General features: G+C 52.5%; 14 protein-coding genes. 3 read left to right on the forward strand and 11 right to left on the reverse strand.

What is annotated here, in order from left to right; genetic code table 11:
• Positions 1-14 precede the first annotated feature (14 nt).
• The 4 genes from HH215_RS21265 to HH215_RS21280 form a co-directional block, all read right to left on the reverse strand.
• Entirely contained in the window at positions 15-1,382 is a 1,368-nt protein-coding gene (locus HH215_RS21265; protein ID WP_169281719.1) for an ABC transporter substrate-binding protein, read from the reverse strand.
• A 42-nt stretch (positions 1,383-1,424) separates the two neighbouring features.
• Entirely contained in the window at positions 1,425-2,255 is an 831-nt protein-coding gene (locus HH215_RS21270; protein ID WP_169281720.1) for a metallophosphoesterase family protein, read from the reverse strand.
• A gap of 5 nt (positions 2,256-2,260) precedes the next feature.
• A complete protein-coding gene (locus HH215_RS21275; RefSeq protein WP_169281721.1) occupies positions 2,261-3,262 on the reverse strand; it encodes a metallophosphoesterase family protein in 1,002 nt (333 codons plus the stop codon).
• A gap of 190 nt (positions 3,263-3,452) precedes the next feature.
• Positions 3,453-4,115 carry a TetR/AcrR family transcriptional regulator gene (locus HH215_RS21280; protein WP_169281722.1) on the reverse strand — a complete coding sequence of 221 codons (663 nt, stop codon included), beginning with the start codon at positions 4,113-4,115 and terminating at the stop codon, positions 3,453-3,455.
• 240 nt (positions 4,116-4,355) lie between these two features.
• On the opposite strand from HH215_RS21280, the gene HH215_RS21285 reads away from it, so the two are divergent.
• Positions 4,356-5,087, forward strand: a complete 732-nt coding sequence (locus HH215_RS21285) for a glucose 1-dehydrogenase (protein ID WP_169281723.1) — start codon at positions 4,356-4,358, stop codon at positions 5,085-5,087.
• 127 nt (positions 5,088-5,214) lie between these two features.
• Here the strand turns inward: HH215_RS21285 and HH215_RS21290 are convergent, their stop codons facing one another.
• The 3 genes from HH215_RS21290 to HH215_RS21300 all read right to left on the reverse strand — a co-directional run bounded on the left by HH215_RS21290 (position 5,215) and on the right by HH215_RS21300 (position 8,286).
• The gene (locus tag HH215_RS21290; RefSeq protein ID WP_169281724.1) at positions 5,215-5,865 is read right to left on the reverse strand and encodes a GntR family transcriptional regulator; all 651 of its coding nucleotides are present in this window, start codon (positions 5,863-5,865) and stop codon (positions 5,215-5,217) included.
• Positions 5,866-6,282: 417 nt separating this feature from the next.
• The gene (locus tag HH215_RS21295) at positions 6,283-6,762 is read right to left on the reverse strand and encodes an NUDIX hydrolase (protein WP_169281725.1); all 480 of its coding nucleotides are present in this window, start codon (positions 6,760-6,762) and stop codon (positions 6,283-6,285) included.
• 12 nt (positions 6,763-6,774) lie between these two features.
• Positions 6,775-8,286 (reverse strand): DUF4153 domain-containing protein, encoded by a 1,512-nt coding sequence (locus tag HH215_RS21300; protein ID WP_169281726.1) that lies wholly within the window; start codon positions 8,284-8,286, stop codon positions 6,775-6,777.
• 131 nt (positions 8,287-8,417) lie between these two features.
• Between HH215_RS21300 and HH215_RS21305 the strand changes: the two genes are divergently transcribed.
• Complete coding sequence (locus HH215_RS21305) at positions 8,418-10,133, forward strand: ABC transporter substrate-binding protein (RefSeq protein ID WP_169281727.1); 1,716 nt, start codon at positions 8,418-8,420, stop codon at positions 10,131-10,133.
• A 12-nt stretch (positions 10,134-10,145) separates the two neighbouring features.
• On the opposite strand, the gene HH215_RS21310 is transcribed toward HH215_RS21305, so the two are convergent.
• Together HH215_RS21310 and HH215_RS21315 are read right to left on the reverse strand one after the other, a co-directional pair.
• The gene (locus tag HH215_RS21310; RefSeq protein ID WP_169281728.1) at positions 10,146-11,039 is read right to left on the reverse strand and encodes a carbon-nitrogen hydrolase family protein; all 894 of its coding nucleotides are present in this window, start codon (positions 11,037-11,039) and stop codon (positions 10,146-10,148) included.
• Positions 11,040-11,054: 15 nt separating this feature from the next.
• Positions 11,055-12,593, reverse strand: a complete 1,539-nt coding sequence (locus tag HH215_RS21315) for a bifunctional GNAT family N-acetyltransferase/carbon-nitrogen hydrolase family protein (protein WP_169281729.1) — start codon at positions 12,591-12,593, stop codon at positions 11,055-11,057.
• A 176-nt stretch (positions 12,594-12,769) separates the two neighbouring features.
• On the opposite strand from HH215_RS21315, the gene tnpC reads away from it, so the two are divergent.
• Positions 12,770-14,242 carry an IS66 family transposase gene (gene tnpC, locus HH215_RS21320; protein ID WP_169281269.1) on the forward strand — a complete coding sequence of 491 codons (1,473 nt, stop codon included), beginning with the start codon at positions 12,770-12,772 and terminating at the stop codon, positions 14,240-14,242.
• A 188-nt stretch (positions 14,243-14,430) separates the two neighbouring features.
• Here tnpC and HH215_RS21325 read toward each other — a convergent pair whose 3' ends face one another.
• On the reverse strand, positions 14,431-16,416 hold the full coding sequence (locus tag HH215_RS21325) for an alpha-amylase family protein (RefSeq protein ID WP_169281730.1): 1,986 nt from the start codon (positions 16,414-16,416) through the stop codon (positions 14,431-14,433).
• A 30-nt stretch (positions 16,417-16,446) separates the two neighbouring features.
• Positions 16,447-17,274, reverse strand: a complete 828-nt coding sequence (locus HH215_RS21330) for a carbohydrate ABC transporter permease (protein WP_169281731.1) — start codon at positions 17,272-17,274, stop codon at positions 16,447-16,449.
• Positions 17,275-17,283: the final 9 nt, after the last annotated feature.

The raw sequence follows: 17,283 nt of genomic DNA on the forward strand, positions 1-17,283 counted from the left end.
TCCTCCTTCTGAGATTACTGTACGAGCGCTTGCGCCCGTTTCTGAGCGTCTTGCATGATCGGAGCGATATCCCCGTCGCTCAGGATCGATTTCTGCACGGCTTCCAGCAGAATCGTCTCGATCTGCTTCCAGTTCGGGCCCGGATAAGACACCCACGGTTGCAAGGATTCAAGCTGTTTCAAGTTCGGCTTGATCAACGGATTCTGCTCGACCCATTCCTTCAAATATTTCGGGTCTTCCACGATGCTCGGACGAAGCGGCAAATATCCGATTTTGGAAGTGATGATCGTATAGCCGCGTTCGCTAGTCGCGAACTTGAGAAATTCCCAAGCCGCTTGCTGTTTGGCTTTGTCATCGGTCAAGATGAACAACGCGCTGCCCGAGTTCACGGGGGTTGTCGGCTTTCCGTCATAGGTCGGCATCGAAGCCGCCTTCAATTCCCAACCTCCGGCTTGCGAGGCGGTTACCAGCATATTCTGCAAAGCGCTGGTGAAAAGAAGCATGCCCACTTTGCCTTGAGTCATCGCTTCGACCACTTCGCCGTCGTTCAGCTTGTCGTTAGCGCCGCTTGCGATAAGATCCTGCCACATTTGGATCGCTTCAACGGCAGCGGGCTCTCCGAATTGAATCGTCTTGCGATCGTCGGACAGCACCTTGCCGCCGTTGCTTCCGATCAGAGCCTGAACGATCCAGTCCGCGCCGACCGCTCCGCCGACGTGAACGCCGGAAGCTTTCGTTTTCTCCGCGATCTTAAGCGCGTATTCTTTGACTTCCGCCCAAGTGGTCGGCGGTTTCTCGGGATCGAGGCCCGCGTCCTTGAACAGCTTGGCGTTGTAGAATAATACCGGCGTGCTGAAAGTAAACGGAAGTCCGTACGTCTTGCCATTCAATTGGCCCAGCTTCAGGCCGTTCGGCGAGAAGCCTTCGAAGTTGGTTTTCATTTCTTCCGCGGACACGATATCTTCGAGCGGTTTGGCGCCGTAATTATGGACGGCATAATCTAGACCGTCGAACACGAGCTGCGCGACGTCGGGCGGAGAACCGGCGGCAATGTCCGCCTGTACCTTGGAGTTGATATCCGTGGACGCTACGGGGATGCCTTCGATCGTGATGTTCGGGTGGGCTGCTTGAAATTCGTCGATGAGCAGCTGCGTACCTTCCTTCTGACCTGCCGTGGCCAAGTTATAGCTGTAAAATTTGATCGTGATTTTCTCATTCGTCGCGGCGGATGCCTCACCTGGCGTCACGGATGCCGTTTCTTCGCTTGAAGGGTTCGAGCTAGCTCCCGCGTTCGCATTCTTATTGCCCGATTGCCCGCATGCCGCGGTCGTCAGCACCATTGCCGATAACGCTAGAGTTGCCCATGTTTTTACCCGTGCCATATTCCATCTCCTCTTTTCGGATATCCGAATGTGTTGTTTTCGTTATTCAGCGTGCGCGGGCTGCTTGTCCTTATCGATCTTCCACTCGTAGAGCATCCGATTCTCGCCCGGCATTGCCATCGGATGTACGAGCATTTGCCCGCCCTTCGCAAGCACGAGATTATAACCGCTGTTGTCGATGAATTTCATGCTGTCCGTCGACGTCGGATCCAGCCCGAACGCCACTCCCGTACCTGCCGCGCTAGGAATGCCGTGAAACAGACCGATGCTGTTAAAATGGATGTGCCCCGATAACAAACCGATGACATCCGTGTCGGCAATCGCTTCGGCTAAGTCATTCGGATTGGCCAGAAGGTGGGAATCCATGAGCGCCGACGGCGTCGGAACGACGGGATGATGCAGCACCACGATCGTTCCCGCCGGAGCTGGAACCGTCAACTCCTGGGCCAGCCATGCGAGCTGCTCTTCGTCCAATCGACCGGCGTGCTCGCCCGGGATTTGCGTATTCAACACGGCCACCCGGAGCCCTTGCTCCATGAACGTATAGTAATAAGACTCCTCCGACGGCTCATCGCCCAGATATCCTTCTCTGAAAAAAGGCCTAGAATCATGATTGCCTAGCGCGACGTGAACCGGAACGTCTAGCGCCGCTTGTTCTTCGGCAATGATCTGACGCAAATATTTGTAATCCTCCACGTCTCCGTCTTGCGTCAAATCGCCGCTGATGATCACGAAAGCGGGTTTCTGGCTTAGGTTGCCGATCTCCGCGAACATGGCGCGCAGCTTGGCTCCCGCATCGATTGCAAACAAAGGGTTCTTGCCCGGAACGTTAATGTGGGTGTCGGTAAGGTGAACGAACATGATCGGTTCCATTTTTATCATCCTTTGGCGTGAGCGTGCTGTTGCGGAGAGTAATTGCCGATTTCCGTTACGCCGTCCAAATGAATGACCCGGTAAGCGGGAACGCCGCTCTTCATCGTCACCCATAAAATCAAATTCTCGTCGCACGGGTTCGTTCCATGCGGGCTTCCGCCCGTACGGCCTAACTGGATTTGCTGATGGCGGCCTTCCTCTTGCTCCGAATATTCCAGCGCGTGAAAGTGGCCCGCGAATATCGTGTGAGGTCGTCCATGCAGCATTTGCTCCAGGCGGGCGAACTCCGGATTGTCCGATTTCCAGCCCGGCTTGTGCATGCAGGCGAACGTACGCTTAACATCCGAATTGTTTTCGAGCACCTGCTTGAAGAACGCCAACTGTTCTTCTCCGATTCCCATTTCGACTTTAGACATACCTTGCAGTTGCTCCGGAGACAAGTTACCTACAAGCTCGACGTAGAACTCTTGAAGATGCTCCATCGCCTTATCCGGTTCTTTCTTCACCTTCGCCGTCGCCTTCTTGATGAGATCGATCAGCTCGTCCGAAAATTCACTAGGAGGCTCTTCGGTGTTCACGACCAGGAAAAGCACGTCATTCATCCGGAAAGCATAATACTCGAATCCTTTACGCGCTCTCCATACCCCTTGCATCATCTCGTTGCTGTAGTCGTGATTGCCTACGACTTGGAAGAACGGTACCCCTGTCGCTTCTATTTTTGCGTCGATTTCGTCCCATTCTTCATGCACAGGTTTCGGATCGCGCCAGTATCCTTCGATTAAGTCCCCCACGGAGATGATGAAGCTCGGCTTCAAATCCGCCAACAGGCCAAGCGCTTTCTCGAACACGCCCTCGATCGCCATCCCGCAACGATCTCCGACTACCGCGAACGAAAAGTCGTCTTGCTCCGTCTTCGGCAGCTGTCCGAACCACGGCCGTTTGTCGGTCGCAAACCGGGATTCGTCGAACCATATTTCGTTTGCTTTTCTGTTCAATTGAATCGACATCCTTCTATCTCTCCTCTGGATAAAGTATGGTTTAACGTCTCTCTGTAGGTAGTATGCAGGTTGTATGTAAGCTGAGTGTCATCGCTGCTTAGATGATCTGTAAACATTTAAAAAACAAAAACCGTCAAGCATCCGTTGACGGTTCTTCGATTACCATTAACTATCTATGCGATAAAACTCCAGATCTTGTTTACACGGAATAATGCGACTGCGACAAGGATAAAGGCCGGAGTGGTCCGTCGCCCCTTTTCCTAATGGCCATATCGGCCGGTCTGTTTAGGTTGATCATCATCATTTGATCGCACATGTACTCGGAAGAATATTTAAGCCGGGAATCGATCCAATATTTAATAATGCCCAGCAGAGAGTGGATTTGCGCGCTTAGCAAGATCGAGTAGTCGATATCAGGATACGAACGGTTGTCGAGAACGAAAAAGTCGTCAGAGAACAACGTGCGATAGAGCTTTTCAAGTCGTTCGTAAAGAGTCGGAGTCGTTCCAATATCATGCAATGCCATGAAAAGGTTTCTGTTCTTTTCGATATGGTCGAACAACAGTCGCGTCGACGGAAGGATATCGTCGTTCAGACGAATTTGTTTCTCGTGACGGAACGGAGCGACCAAAGCTTCCCGAAACCCGTTCAGCGCATCGTAAAATAAATCTTCCATAATTTCGTTCTTATCCTTGTAGTGAAAATAGAAAGTACTGCGATTGAAATCGGCACGGTCCGCGATCTCCGATACGGTAATGGCCGCGGCTTCCTTGCTTTCCAGAATAAGTTGGACGAACGCTTCTTTTAGGGCATGGAGAGATTGCGTTTTTTTCCGTTCCTGACGCAGAGAAAGGGTCAACAACTTCCACCTCCGGTGTTAGATTATCCAAGGATAATCCATCAGATCGACTAACGATGTCGGATCTCCGACAAATTCAAACCCCGTGTTTATTGTAAGGCGTTCCTATGAGTTCTATTATAGTCCTATCGCGATGGGATAGACAGGTTATTCCGGTGACATTCCAGGCACGCACCGATATGGCCTAGGTTCGCCAGTCCCTAGTGTAAGCGTTACCATATTATTCTATGAGGAGTTGTTCGCATGGCTAGATTACATGAAAAAGTCGTTGTTATTACAGGCGGCGCCCGAGGCATGGGCGCGGCTCACGTGCGCAGGTTGTCGGCCGAAGGAGCGATGGTCGTATTCACCGATATTCTGGAGGAAGACGGATTGAACCTACAGAAAGAGCTCGGCGACAAAGTTCTGTTCCTCAAGCACGACGTCACCAACGCGTCCGAATGGGAAGCGGTCATTCGCAAGGCGGAACAGTCGTTCGGACCGGTTAACGTGCTCGTGAATAACGCGGGAATCGACTTGCCGGCGGCGGATCTGCAGGACGTTCCGGAAGAAACGTACCGCAAAGTAATCGACGTTAACCAAGTGTCCGTGTTTCTCGGCATGAAATACGCGGTTCCATCCATGCGCAAAGCGGGCGGAGGATCGATCGTGAACATTTCGTCGCTTGCCGGAATTATCGGAGCCAATAAAAAGATCGCTTATACCGCTTCGAAATTCGCGGTCCGCGGCATGACGAAAGCGGCGGCGCTCGAGCTCGGAGAGTACGGCATCCGCGTCAATTCCGTCCACCCGGGCTTCATCGTCACGCCGATGACGGAAGCCCTGATTAACCCCGAACTGGAGAATAGCTTCCCGCTCAAGAGAGCCGGCCGACCGGAAGAAGTCTCCGATCTCGTGCTGTTCCTCGCTTCCGACGAATCCAGCTACTCGACCGGATCGGAATTCGTGATCGACGGAGGTTTGGGCGCGCAATAACGGTATTGCAATAAAAACGAGCAACGCCTGGTACAACCAGAAGCTGCTCGTTTTTATTCGCAACAAACTTATATTGCTGACGATGGCGGACATCCACATGACGTCTCGTTTCCAACGTACCCTTGCGTTATCTAATAATTCCGTCCAACATGAGCTGCTCATGCGTTGTCGAGTATTGCTCGATAATCGCCGCTTTTGCTCCCGCCACATCCCCTAACGCTAGAGCCTTGTACACCCTTTCGTTCGTGAGCGCGGAATAGCTCGGTTTGTATTGCGGATATTTTTTCCTATAGGAGACCATGCGAAATACATACTTGCCTCTATACAGTTCCACGATCCGCAGCATGTTTTCATTGCGCGTCGTCCGCAGAATCGACTCCGTAAATAATAAGGAATGGACATAGTAGCCATAATAATCGTCCCGTTCCAGCGCTTCCTTCTGCTTATCGAGCAGTTGCTTCATCGTCTCGAGATCGAATCCGATCTTGCGCTTAAGCGCGGCGTCGAATACGAACAGTTGCATCGAGATCAGCACTTCGTACATTTCGCTGAAATCATGAAAAGAAATATCCTTGACCATAACGCCTCGGCCTTTGAACGATTCGACGAGGCCTTCTCGTTCCAGCAGGGATATGGCCGCGCGGACCGGCGTACGGCTCATGCCCAACGTGCCCGCTAATTCGTTCTCCGAAAGCATTGTTCCGGGCATATACTGCGCTTGCATAATACGTTCCCGAATTTCCCGGTAAGCTGTCGTTTCCAATGAAGAAGAGGACATCGATGCACGGTTCCTTTTCATTTTTACCTTAATGGTAACAAAATCTCCGACCGTTGAAAAGAACGGATTGGTTACACCGGTACATGCATTCCCTCGTTCCCTCGAGCATCCCCTCGCACCATTACCTGAGCAATCTGCATATATCGTGCCAGACGGAGGTACGTGCAAATTGGCTTAGATGTGTGTAGTTTGCTCAGGTTGCTCCAGTTCAAGCATTGGCTCAATTACAAGCCTCGTTCCCACGAGCATCCCCTCGCCCCCACTCCTGAGCAATCTGCCTATATCGTGCCAGATGGAGGTACGTGCATATTGGCTTTAATGTGTGTAGTTTGCTTAGGTATGTGTAGTTTGCTCAGGTTGTGCGAAATCAGCAACTGTGGCGACACGGGAGCGACGAGGCCCCCTCCCAGCCCGTCGTTATAGCCTGTCGAAAGGGTACCATTTCGAGAGGTATCCCGTTTTCTTTAACACATGCTCGGTAAAGGGATTGAGTCCCGGTATAGGTTCATACAACGAAAAGTAACGAAGCTCCAGTCCTTCATCGTCATTCACTCTGGGCGTGCCTTCGACGTTCATCGCCTCGTATACGGCCATCACATTGTAGATGTAGATCTCATCCCCGTGAGGATACTTGTAATACATGTCTTTCCCGGAGAGCAGGTCGATAAACCGGAATTCCTCCGCCCTTAATCCCGCTTCCTCGTAGAGTTCCCTGCCGGCGGCCTCTTCCAACGATTCCCCCAACTCTAACGCGCCCCCGATCGTTCCCCAATCCTGGCTATCGGAACGCTTTTGCAGCAACAGATGTCCAGCTTCGTTAAACACGAGCACGCAAGCTCCAGGCATGAGCAGCGGTTGCGAGCCGACCCTCTGCCTCAAATCCATAATGTATCCCATTACTCTCTCCCCTTAATGCGGCATGCCCGCAATTTCGTTTAACGCCTTCTCGGCACGGAAAATCGAAACGTTGAACGACGGCCACCGGCGATCCTCGACCTTGATCGTCTCCCATTTGTTAACCAATAAAGTTTTCATGCCCGGGCCCGGGTATTCTTGCTCGCTGAAGTTAACTAACGTCGGAATGGCATCCGCGGACAAGCCGCTTAAGTATTGCAAATCGATCTTCCCGGTTTCTTGGTACCGTTCGATGTTGTTCTCCGCGATCAACCGATCCATTCCGACGTAGTTGATGAATACATACGCCGCCAGACTGATGACGATGTAACATTTCGCCAGCGGGAGGATGCGCATTCTGACTCTGACTGCCGCAATAACCAGCATAACGGCCAAATAGATCATGAAGGCGTGCACCAAAAATCGAATATAGGTGTATCCGTAAGCCTCTTCATATAGAACGAGTCGCATGTACGCGGAATAGAGCATGACCCCGGAGCATCCGATTAGAATGTAGAGCAGAGCCGCGATTCGTCTTCGCGTCATGTCTCCTCTAACAAGCGTAATCATAAGTAGGGCAAAATTAATGACGGTTACGATCACGAGCTCGACGAATCCGCTCCTCGCGTATTCCGCGTACGTTTTCCCGTCCGGTAATCCCCCGTCCCATGCGCCGAACAAATAGGAGAACTGAACCGCCACGAACAACACGTACACCGCGTTCACCGAGAGAAGCAACGTGGTCAGGATGATCGGATCGATCTTGGCAGTACCGCGATTCGCGCTTTCCTCGAGCTTTCCGGAAATTCCGGCCATTCCGGTCTTCGCGCGTTTCGGCTTAACGAACCCCCAGAGATAGCAGAAGAATAACACCCCGCACACGATAATCCATATCCCTCGCGACAAGCCCTCCCCTATCGAAAGGCTGTTCATCCACTCCGGAGCTCCGTTCACGAATCGGTTAAAAACGCCGTCCGCGGAAGCCAGCAAGGAAATGACGATGATGAGCAGAGGAACGGCGATGAGCAGTCCGATGAACACTTTGCCTAACGTACTCTTCTGCTCCGCTCCCATTTTCCTCGCCACCGAGATCTTGAATATGCGGAACACCGTCGGAAGATGACGCAAGCTTTGCGAGAGCAGATGGTCTAGAGCGTCGTTGACGATTCCGAACTTCCACCAAGCGGACTGATTTACCCCCCGCAAGTAAGCCGTATGAATGAAAATCAGAATCGGGACGACGACCAAATTCAAGGCATATAAAATCGGATTCGAGAACAGCCCATACGTTACCGAGAGCAACAGGACGACCACGAAAAGGAACCATCCGAATCCCGAGATCTCACGCAGCCGATCTCTCCAATCATGGAAAAGATACGTATACAACAGGATGACGAACAAGGGATAAGAAACGCCGGGGACGTTATCGTAAAACAAATATTGATGGGCGATAGCGAGAACGAACGCGCCGATCAATGCCGCCGTAGATCGCCCCAAGGGCTTGCGAATCGTATTCAAGTAGATCACTCCGTTTCCTCACGTCTATCTACCGCCTATTTTAGATGTTAAAATAGGAAAATAAATAGAAATGTACGGGTGATTAATTTCCTATTTTATATAAGTCAAAGGGATTCAATCCCGCGGAAGGAGGTCCCCGCATGAAACTGCATCAACATTTCCTGCAGCTTCACTCCCGGTTCGGGAGCGTCGATAGCGTCGAAACGACATTGGAGGAAATCGGCAAATTGCTCGATTGCACCCCGCGCAACGCGACCAATATCATCCGTTCGATGAGCGGGGACGGATGGATATCCTGGGAAGCCTCCCGCGGACGCGGGCGCCGGTCTAAGCTGAGTTTCATCGCGCAGCCCGAGGAAATCGCCGTGCAATCCATGCTGCAAGCGATTAACCGCAAAGACATTACGCGAGCCATCGACCAGATTCGCATTCACAAGCAATCGTCCACGCTGCAGGAACATCTGCAAGGATGGCTGCTCTCTTATTTCGGTCACCACGCCGAAACGAGCAGCGACCGGCAGATCGACACTTTACGCCTTCCCATTCGGCAGCCGTTGCACACGATCGACCCGCTGTACATGAATTTATTGGCGGAATCGTTCGTAGCCAGCCACGTATTCGACGGTCTGGTGCGCCGAACGGACGAGAGCGACGAGATTCTGCCGAGTATCGCCCACGCCTGGGAGACGGATGATACCCGCACGCAGTGGACTTTTTTTCTCCGTAAAGAGGTTCTGTTCCACCACGGCAAGGTGTTAACCGCCGAAGATGTCGTCTACACGTTCGAGAGACTGATCCGTTCTTCGCGCAGGACGCTGTACAGCTTGATATACAAGCAGATCAAAGCGGTACGCGCCCTCAATCCGACGACGGTAACCTTCGAGCTGGAGGAGCCCAACGAGCTGTTCCTCCCTTTCCTATGTACGAGCCGTGCGGCGATCGTTCCTAAAGACTTGAATCAAATGGGGAGCTTGCGATTCGGAACGGCCCCGCTGGGAACGGGACCTTTCAAGATTTCCGAGATGAATGAGGGCATATGCGTTTTGGAGGTTTTCGCCCCTTATTTCCAAGGGCGAGCGCATCTCGATCGGGTCGAGATCGTTCATGTGCCGTGGGCAACGGAAGAGACCGGAGCAAACGCGAACGCCGATCAACTCTCTCCCTTCCACGTCATCCATAACCCATCCGCCGCCGACGGAACCCGGAGCCACATCCATTCGGATACGACCGTCCGTAAATTTTTCACGTGCAACACGCAGAAGGCCGGACCGTTATCCGATCCGACCGTTCGCGCGCATTTATTCGGTTGTCTGCAAGGGGATAGGGAGACGATAAAGACCGACATTCCGGCTTCCGGCCATACGGGGGCGATTCCGATTCAAATCGCGACGATCCCGCCCTACAAGCCGGATGCGGACGCCCTTGCCCGGAGACTGGAAGAACACGGATATTCGTGTACGGTCGTCTCCGTATCCCCGGAAGAATTCAAGGGGGACGTGCGGTTGGCTTCGGATCTGATCTTATTCTCGTTGTTCCGGGATCAGGACAGGCAGCTCCGCTTATTCGACCTCTACCTGACGATCGCCGAACACGTAGATTCCCATATGCGGATCGACATCGAGCAAACGTTGCAGCGCGTCGCCCGGGAATCCGATCCCGCCGCTCGGGCCGGCCATCTCGATAAGATCGAGAGGCTGCTCGTTCGCGAGCATCAGCTATACATCCTGTCGGAGAAGCCGCTGCCGACCGCCTATTTGCCCTCCGTCCGTGGAGTTACCTTCAACTCGCAAGGCTGGGTCAATCTTCGCACGATCTGGTTTCCGCCCATCGCGATTAAGCGGTCGGGGGACTCTTAGCTCCGCGCGCTTTCACTCGACCATCGTCTTACTGTGCTCATGCTCGTAAAGATCCGGCCTACGATCGTAAAACGGGGCGACCGCGCCTTGGGCGCGATTCTCGCGCAGCATACGGAAATCAGCCTCCGCCAGTACCGTCATATCTAGGTTGAGCTCACCGGCTTGGATGATCCCGTCCGCGGAGAACGGCAAGTCGCATGGCGTGAACAAGCCGGCTTGGCAATACCCCGAATCCACTTGCGGACGATCTTCGGCCAATGCCCCCACAAGCCCGCTTAATACGACGAACAGCTGATTCTCCACCGCTCTGGCTTGGCAACAATAACGTACCCGATGATAGCCGTACGCGTTATCGGTATAAGACGGACACAGAATCATCTCCACGCCTCTCAGCGCCGCGACTCTTGCCAACTCCGGAAACTCGATGTCGTAGCAAGTCAAGATCGCCATCTTGCCCCAGTCGGTCTCGAATACGTTCAAGTCGCCGCCAGCGACGAGGGGCCAGCGGATCTGCTCCTCGGGAGTCAGATGCAGCTTGCTCTGCGTCTCGACCCGACCGTCCGGGAAGAAGAGGAACGACTTGTTGACGTACTCTCCCTCTTCCCCGTCTTCCGCTTGGCAAATATGGGTCCCGGCCAAGATGGCGATTCCCTCCTCCCGGCTCAATTGCCGGAAAAACCGAACATACTCTTCGGTGTGCCGATTCAAATGATAACAAGCTTCTTCATGCAGCATCGACGGCTCAAGACTGAGCAGATGCGCGGTCAAATATTCGGGAAATAAAATCATTGCGGCTCCTTGGCCCGCGGCATCGCGAACCTTCTCCGCGATCCCCGCCCAGAACTGCTCCGCGGAGCGAATATCCGTTAGTCCGTATTGCGTTGTGGCAATCGTTAGTTTCTTCATAAGCACCTCGGCCAGTTATGTACGAATTTGCAAAGAGTAAATATCCGTCCGGCGATCCTGGAACGATAAGGCATCCTTTGATTTGCGATAACGCTCCAGCGTCTCCATGTCTACCTCCGCCATGATGACCGTTTCCGTGTTTTCGCTGCATTCCCCGGCGATTCCGTCGCGCGGAAATGAGAAATCGGCCGGCGTGTAAATGCCGGATTGGGCGTACTGCACGTCTACGTTATCGACATGGGTCAAATTACCGACCGTCCCCGAGGTAACGATATACACTTGGTTCTCGATCGCCCGGGCTTGAGCGCAATATTTGACTCTCAGGAAAGTCTGGCGGTCCTCCGTGCAGTAAGGCACGAAAATGATCTTCGCCCCTTCTTCGGCCACGATCCGGGACAACTCCGGATACTCGATATCGCCGCTGAGCTGTATCGAGATTTTGCCGCAATCGGTATCGAACACGCCTAGCTCCGAACCGCCGTTAATGCCCCACCACTTGCGCTCGTTAGGGGAAATATGGAGCTTATACTGCTGCTCGATCGTGCCGTCCCGGCGGAACAGATGCGCCACGTTGTAGATGCGGTTATTGTTCTCGATAAAATGCGAACCGCCGACGATATTGACGTTGTATTTTACCGCGAGTTCGGAGAACAGCTCCATGTATTGGCTCGTAAACGTACTGAGCTTCCTCACGGCCAAACTCGGCGATCGCTCGTCCAGGAAAGAGAGCAGCTGCATCGTGAAATTTTCCGGGAAAACGGCGAAATCCGATTTGTAATCCGAGGCGACGTCGACGTAATGCTCGCACTGCGTGGCGAACTCGTCGAAAGAGTCGATCTTCTTCATCATATATTGGATCACGCAGATGCGCACGGGAAAAGACATTTTGTAATGCGTCTTGTTGATGCTCGGTTTGTATTCGATGTTATTCCACTCTAGCAGGGCCGCGTAATTCTCGGAATCCGCATCGTCGGACAAATAGTTGTTGAGGATTCGTTTCAGCGTAAAGCCGTTCATCATCTGAAAAGTGAGCACAGGATCGTAGATATTTTGCTGCAGCACCTCCTCCGCGTATTCCCTTGGCGTCATCTTGTCGCTGTAATGGTGATAGCCCGGTATTCGTCCCCCGACGATGATACTCTTCAGATTCAGTTGCTCCGCGAGCCGTTTCCGGGCTTCGTAGAGCCGTCTGCCGATTTTCATGCGGCGGAATTCCGGATGCACCATAACTTCCATTCCGTACAAATTGCCGCCTCGCGGATTATGATTGCGAATATATCCCTTGTCCGTAATTTCCGAATACGTATGCTGCTCCAAGTAATCGTCGAAGTTTACGATCAGACTGGAACAAGAGCCAATAATCTCTCCATCCAGCTCGACGCAGATTTGACCATCGGGGAACGTGCGAACGTGGCTCTCCAACTGGTCTTTCTTCCACGGGCCCATATTCGGAAAACAAATGTTTTGCAGCGCGATGATCTGGTCGAAGTCCGATCGCTCGATATTTCGTATAATGACTTTCTTCTCGAACTGCGAGATTTGATCGGTTGCCATAGGGAAGAGACTCCTTTTTTTAGATATCTTTATGAGTAACTTATCTTTATAGTATATCTCTATTGTTACTACTTACGTCTCCCTGAAACTGGGGAGATTTTTTTCTGTTTTAAAGGATTTTCAGTGGGCGATGTAGAAGTATTCTCTTATCAGATTTTGTGGAAGGAGCGCGTACAGTGAAGCTAACATCGAAACAGGTACTACACGTTAGCAAAGGAGATACCGAGATTGCTGGCTTTATTTCCGCGCTCCTAGCCCAAAACGAAAAGTTAACCGAGATCGTGGAAACGCAAACCCGGCAAATCAAGAAGCTCGAAAATCGCGTACAGGAGCTAGAACGCCAGATCGGTCAAAATAGCAACAACAGCAGCAAACCACCCTCGAGTGATGGACTGCGCAAAAAGAACAACTTACGCGAGCCCGGAGGCAAGAAAGGCGCTCCTAAAGGGCATGAAGGGCATACCCTTCGTTTTCATCTGGAGCCGGACGAAGTTGTCGTCCATCCCCTTACCACCTGCAAAAACTGCAATCATTCCATGGCTGAACTACCTGCGCAGGATTGGATCAAAAGGCAGGTGCTTGACCTACCCCTAGCTCCGCTCATCACCACCGAGCATCGCGCCGAAGAGAAGCGCTGTCCTTGTTGTCGCACCCTGCAAAGAGCCGAGTTTCCCAGCGCAGTTAAAGCACCTGTTCAATACGGGGAAAGCTTTGCTGCTTGGACGACGTATCTGAGCGTCTATCAGTTGCTCCCCTTGAAGCGCATTGCTCAGTTCTTTTTCGATTTGACCAGGTATCGCCCGAGCGAACGCACTTTGCTTGAGCAACTGAATACGATGGCATCCCGTGTAGCGGAGCATGAACCGGTAATCAAAGCGCAACTGCGCAAAGAACCCTTCATTTGCTGCGATGAAACGCCCATGCGTTTGAACGGGAAACAACAACATCTTCATACGCACTCGAGCGCCGAATGGACGTTACTGCATATGAACGAAAAACGATGCGGGCCGGCGTTCACCGAAATGGATGTGCTGCCTGCCTATAAGGGGATCGTCGTGCATGACTGCTTTTCCTCGTATTTCAAATCAGACGTAACGTTCTCCCATGCGCTCTGTAATGCGCATCTCCTGCGTGACTGCCAGGGCATCGTAGATCACAATCGACATCAATGGGCAGCCCAAATGAAAGAATTGCTTCGCCGAAGTTGGAAAATGGCCAAAGCGGCTAGAGCCTCCGGCACGCGAATGTCAGATGCACTCCTCGCTGAGATTGACCGTCAGTACGACGACATTCTGGTGCTTGGAGCAAACGAATGGTCAACAGATAAGGTTCCCGAGAAAACGGGGCCACGAGGGCGGAAATGCAAAAGTATTGCAGCGAACCTTGGAGACCGACTTACGCGCCACAAGGCGTCGGTACTCCGCTTTCTTTACGATGACCAAATCCCATTTGATAACAATCTGGCTGAACGAGACATTCGCATGTCCAAGGTGAAACAAAAGATCTCGGGTTGCTTTCGGACAGCTATCGGCGGACAGCAGTTTGCCAGCATTCGCGGGTTTATTTCCACACTTCTGAAACAATCCCTCCCTTTGCACCAATCACTCGTTTCCGTTCTTCGCGGTCAGTTTCAGTTTAGTGCTACGTAAGTAGTAACATCTCTATTGTACTCTAAAATTTCATTACCCTGTTATCGGGCTGTTGACGTTGTGTAAAAGTAACTGCGCGGCGCGCCTCGAATAATCAAAAATCGGCACTGCCCTAAGGCACTGCCGATTCGTAATATAACGTTCATCCAGCCCGTTCATCTTGACCGGAATCGCCCCATACCTCTTCCTTACTCTGCCGTCGCGACATCGATGACGACCATCTGATGGCATTCCAGCCTAGGAACGACGTACTCGATCCGATCTCCGGATTGCTCGAACGCGATCGGACTCATCTGCGGAGCCAAGTAGACATGCTTCGCTTTCCGCCCTTTAAGCAGCAACGATACCGATACGTCGTACACGGGCAGGATGTCCTCGATAATCTCGACGTCCTCGCCCCGCTTAACCGGCGAAGCATAGAGCAGATGGTTGACGATTCGGCCTTCCGACTGCTGATCTTGCAACGTGACGATTCCCTGCGCGGGCAAATTCGTCGTAAGCGTCTTGTTCGGCAGAAGCCGATTCAGCGCATAGAGCACCGACTCCTTGTGCGCCAAGCTCCCTTTCACGGCGTAGTCCTCGAACACGTTCCACGCCATGTAGATTCCCTTGTCGCTCTCGACCATGCCCGGTCCGCCGTCCTTCGTGCTATTCGGCGTATGCTGATGCGAGCAGAAAGTAAACACGTCGCGGTTGAAGTAAGGATCCTCGCGGCGTCCGAGCTCCGTCCCGCCGCTCAGCTCCACTTTCTGGCCTTTGGCGTACATGATGAACGCCGCGTCGCCCAAGCTTGCGAGCGGAAATCCCGGACGGAAGTAATCCGGCTGGTACGGGTTTTCCATGATCCATTCGACGCCAAGGTCGATGACGAATTCTTTGCCTGCCGGGTCCAATCCGGATTTTCCCGTCGCGAGTACTTTTCCCCCATGCTTGAAGAAATCGTCCAGCTTGATCTTCAGCTTGCCGTCGACGACGATTTGATCCGGGAGGATCAATACTTTATATGCCTTGAAATCAACGTCCAAATCCACCACGTCGAACAAAAATTTACCTTCCAGCAGCATCCGAACGGCACCCGCGTCGGCGCGTCCCGTAAACATGGAACTGTCGTTGCTGATGCCCACTCCGGCCGCCTCCGACGTCAGCAAGGCGACGTCGGCGATATTCGCCGTATTCGCGATCCAAGCTTCCTTCCGCTCGACTTCCGAATAGGCCGCGCCGATCAGCTCGTAAGTACCCCGATCCATCAAGCCGCCCGGGTGCAGTTGATCCCCGATAGAGCAACGCGCGCCGTTCGCGAGGCTAAGAGCCGTCTCGTAACGCAAAGCGTTCGGATGTTTGTATCCGCCGAACTCTCCCCAGAACGTATGGAATTTCCCTGTCATCCCCAGAAAATCCATGCCGAGCAATTGAGCATAACGGGCGGACAGCGGGAAGTGGTCGTACCCCCATCCGCCAGTCGGCAAAGACTCCAACTCCAGATGGGAATTCATCGCGGCCAGATCCCTTCGTCCTTGGGAAATGTGGCCCGCGTTATGGAAAATTCCCATTCCCGGCTTAATCGCATGGACGGCTTCCTTGATCCGGCGCGTATAGTTGGCGTAAACCTTCTCGCCCAATGCGACGATGTCGCTTTTATTGCGTGGATCTTTGCCTTCCGCCCTCAGATCGGCGACGCAATTATGGCAATAACAGGTACGAACGCCTACGATGTCTAAGAAGACCCCGTCTCCGTCATACTTGCGAACGACTTCTTCCACTTGGCTGACAAGCAAATCCAGGTAAGGGGAATTCAGACAGAACTGATGCCATCCGGCCGTCATGAAACCCTTCACCCAGTTCGTTTGGTCGTTCTCGTCCCGCATCAGCCACTCCGGATGGCGACGCGCCAGCTTCTCGTCGAATCCCGCGGACACGTAAATCGGCGCTTTAACTCCGATCTCGTGGGCCGCTTCAAGCTGGGCTCCAAGCAAATCGAAGCTCAAATGGGGATGCATCTCGTTCGTTTCCGAAGGAAAGTACGCCCAACCATGATGGCATTTCGCGAATATCGTAATCGAATCGACATGCCCCAACCGGAGCATTTCTTGAAATTGCTCTTTGGAAAATTGCTTGCCGATATCCGGAATCATCTCGGACGTGTGAAAGTCCAGATGGATTTGTCTGAATCGCATGCGCGTTCTCTCCCCTCGGTTCTACAACCTTTATGCTTTCACGGCGCCCGAGCTTAGGCCGCCCTCGACTTTCTCTTGGAACATTAAATAAACGATAACGGTCGGAATGATCGTAAGCGTGATGCTGGCGAACGTAGGTCCCATCTGAGCCGATCCCCGTTCCCCGACGAACGACATCAACGCCATCGAGATATTGTACATATCGCGTTCCGTAATTAATATGACGTTCCACAGAAGGTCGTTATAGATGCTGAAGAAAGCCAAAATGCCGGCCGTGGAAATCGCGGGCATCGCCAGCGGGGCCAAGATTTGAAACAGGAACCGGAACGGACCGCATCCGTCCATGACCGCGGATTCGTCGATTTCCTTATGAATGCCCTTCATGTATCCGGTAATCAGGAAGATCGTCATCGGCAGCTCGAATACGCCGTACAGCACCATCATGACGAAATAGTTGTTAAAGCCGTCGATGCTTCCGATCATTCTCGAGATCGGGATAACCAAGGAGAACACCGGGATCATCAGGCCGAGGATAAAATAAATATATACGAAGCCAGTTATTTTCATATTGAATCTCGATAATACATACGATGCCATCGTCCCCAAGAAAAGCGTAACGGCCGTGCCGGCAATCGCATATAGGAACGAGTTAAGAACGGCGTAATGGATGTGGGCATCCGTAAACGCCATCTTGAAGTTGCTCCAAAGCCATACTTTGGGCAATTCGAATATTTTACTGCTGTAGATCCCCGAATTGTCCTTGAAGGAAGACAGCAGGGAGAACACGAGCGGATAGATCAAGATCACGGAACAAATCGCCGAAAAGCTATAGACGCTAAGCTTTCTAAGGCCTGTCATATTTCTCAC

The sequence above is a fragment of the Cohnella herbarum genome (genome assembly GCF_012849095.1).
Taxonomy (GTDB): Bacteria; Bacillota; Bacilli; order Paenibacillales; family Paenibacillaceae; genus Cohnella; species Cohnella herbarum.

What these genes read in the sequence shown, in the direction of transcription:
- HH215_RS21275 (WP_169281721.1), bottom strand. Translation starts at nt 3,262, where the DNA reads ATGTCGATTCAATTGAACAGAAAAGCAAACGAAATATGGTTCGACGAA.
- HH215_RS21315 (WP_169281729.1), bottom strand. Translation starts at nt 12,593, where the DNA reads ATGGCAACCGATCAAATCTCGCAGTTCGAGAAGAAAGTCATTATACGA.
- HH215_RS21285 (WP_169281723.1), top strand. Translation starts at nt 4,356, where the DNA reads ATGGCTAGATTACATGAAAAAGTCGTTGTTATTACAGGCGGCGCCCGA.
- HH215_RS21310 (WP_169281728.1), bottom strand. Translation starts at nt 11,039, where the DNA reads ATGAAGAAACTAACGATTGCCACAACGCAATACGGACTAACGGATATT.
- HH215_RS21265 (WP_169281719.1), bottom strand. Translation starts at nt 1,382, where the DNA reads ATGGCACGGGTAAAAACATGGGCAACTCTAGCGTTATCGGCAATGGTG.
- HH215_RS21325 (WP_169281730.1), bottom strand. Translation starts at nt 16,416, where the DNA reads ATGCGATTCAGACAAATCCATCTGGACTTTCACACGTCCGAGATGATT.
- HH215_RS21290 (WP_169281724.1), bottom strand. Translation starts at nt 5,865, where the DNA reads ATGTCCTCTTCTTCATTGGAAACGACAGCTTACCGGGAAATTCGGGAA.
- HH215_RS21330 (WP_169281731.1), bottom strand. Translation starts at nt 17,274, where the DNA reads ATGACAGGCCTTAGAAAGCTTAGCGTCTATAGCTTTTCGGCGATTTGT.
- HH215_RS21305 (WP_169281727.1), top strand. Translation starts at nt 8,418, where the DNA reads ATGAAACTGCATCAACATTTCCTGCAGCTTCACTCCCGGTTCGGGAGC.
- HH215_RS21270 (WP_169281720.1), bottom strand. Translation starts at nt 2,255, where the DNA reads ATGGAACCGATCATGTTCGTTCACCTTACCGACACCCACATTAACGTT.
- HH215_RS21295 (WP_169281725.1), bottom strand. Translation starts at nt 6,762, where the DNA reads ATGGGATACATTATGGATTTGAGGCAGAGGGTCGGCTCGCAACCGCTG.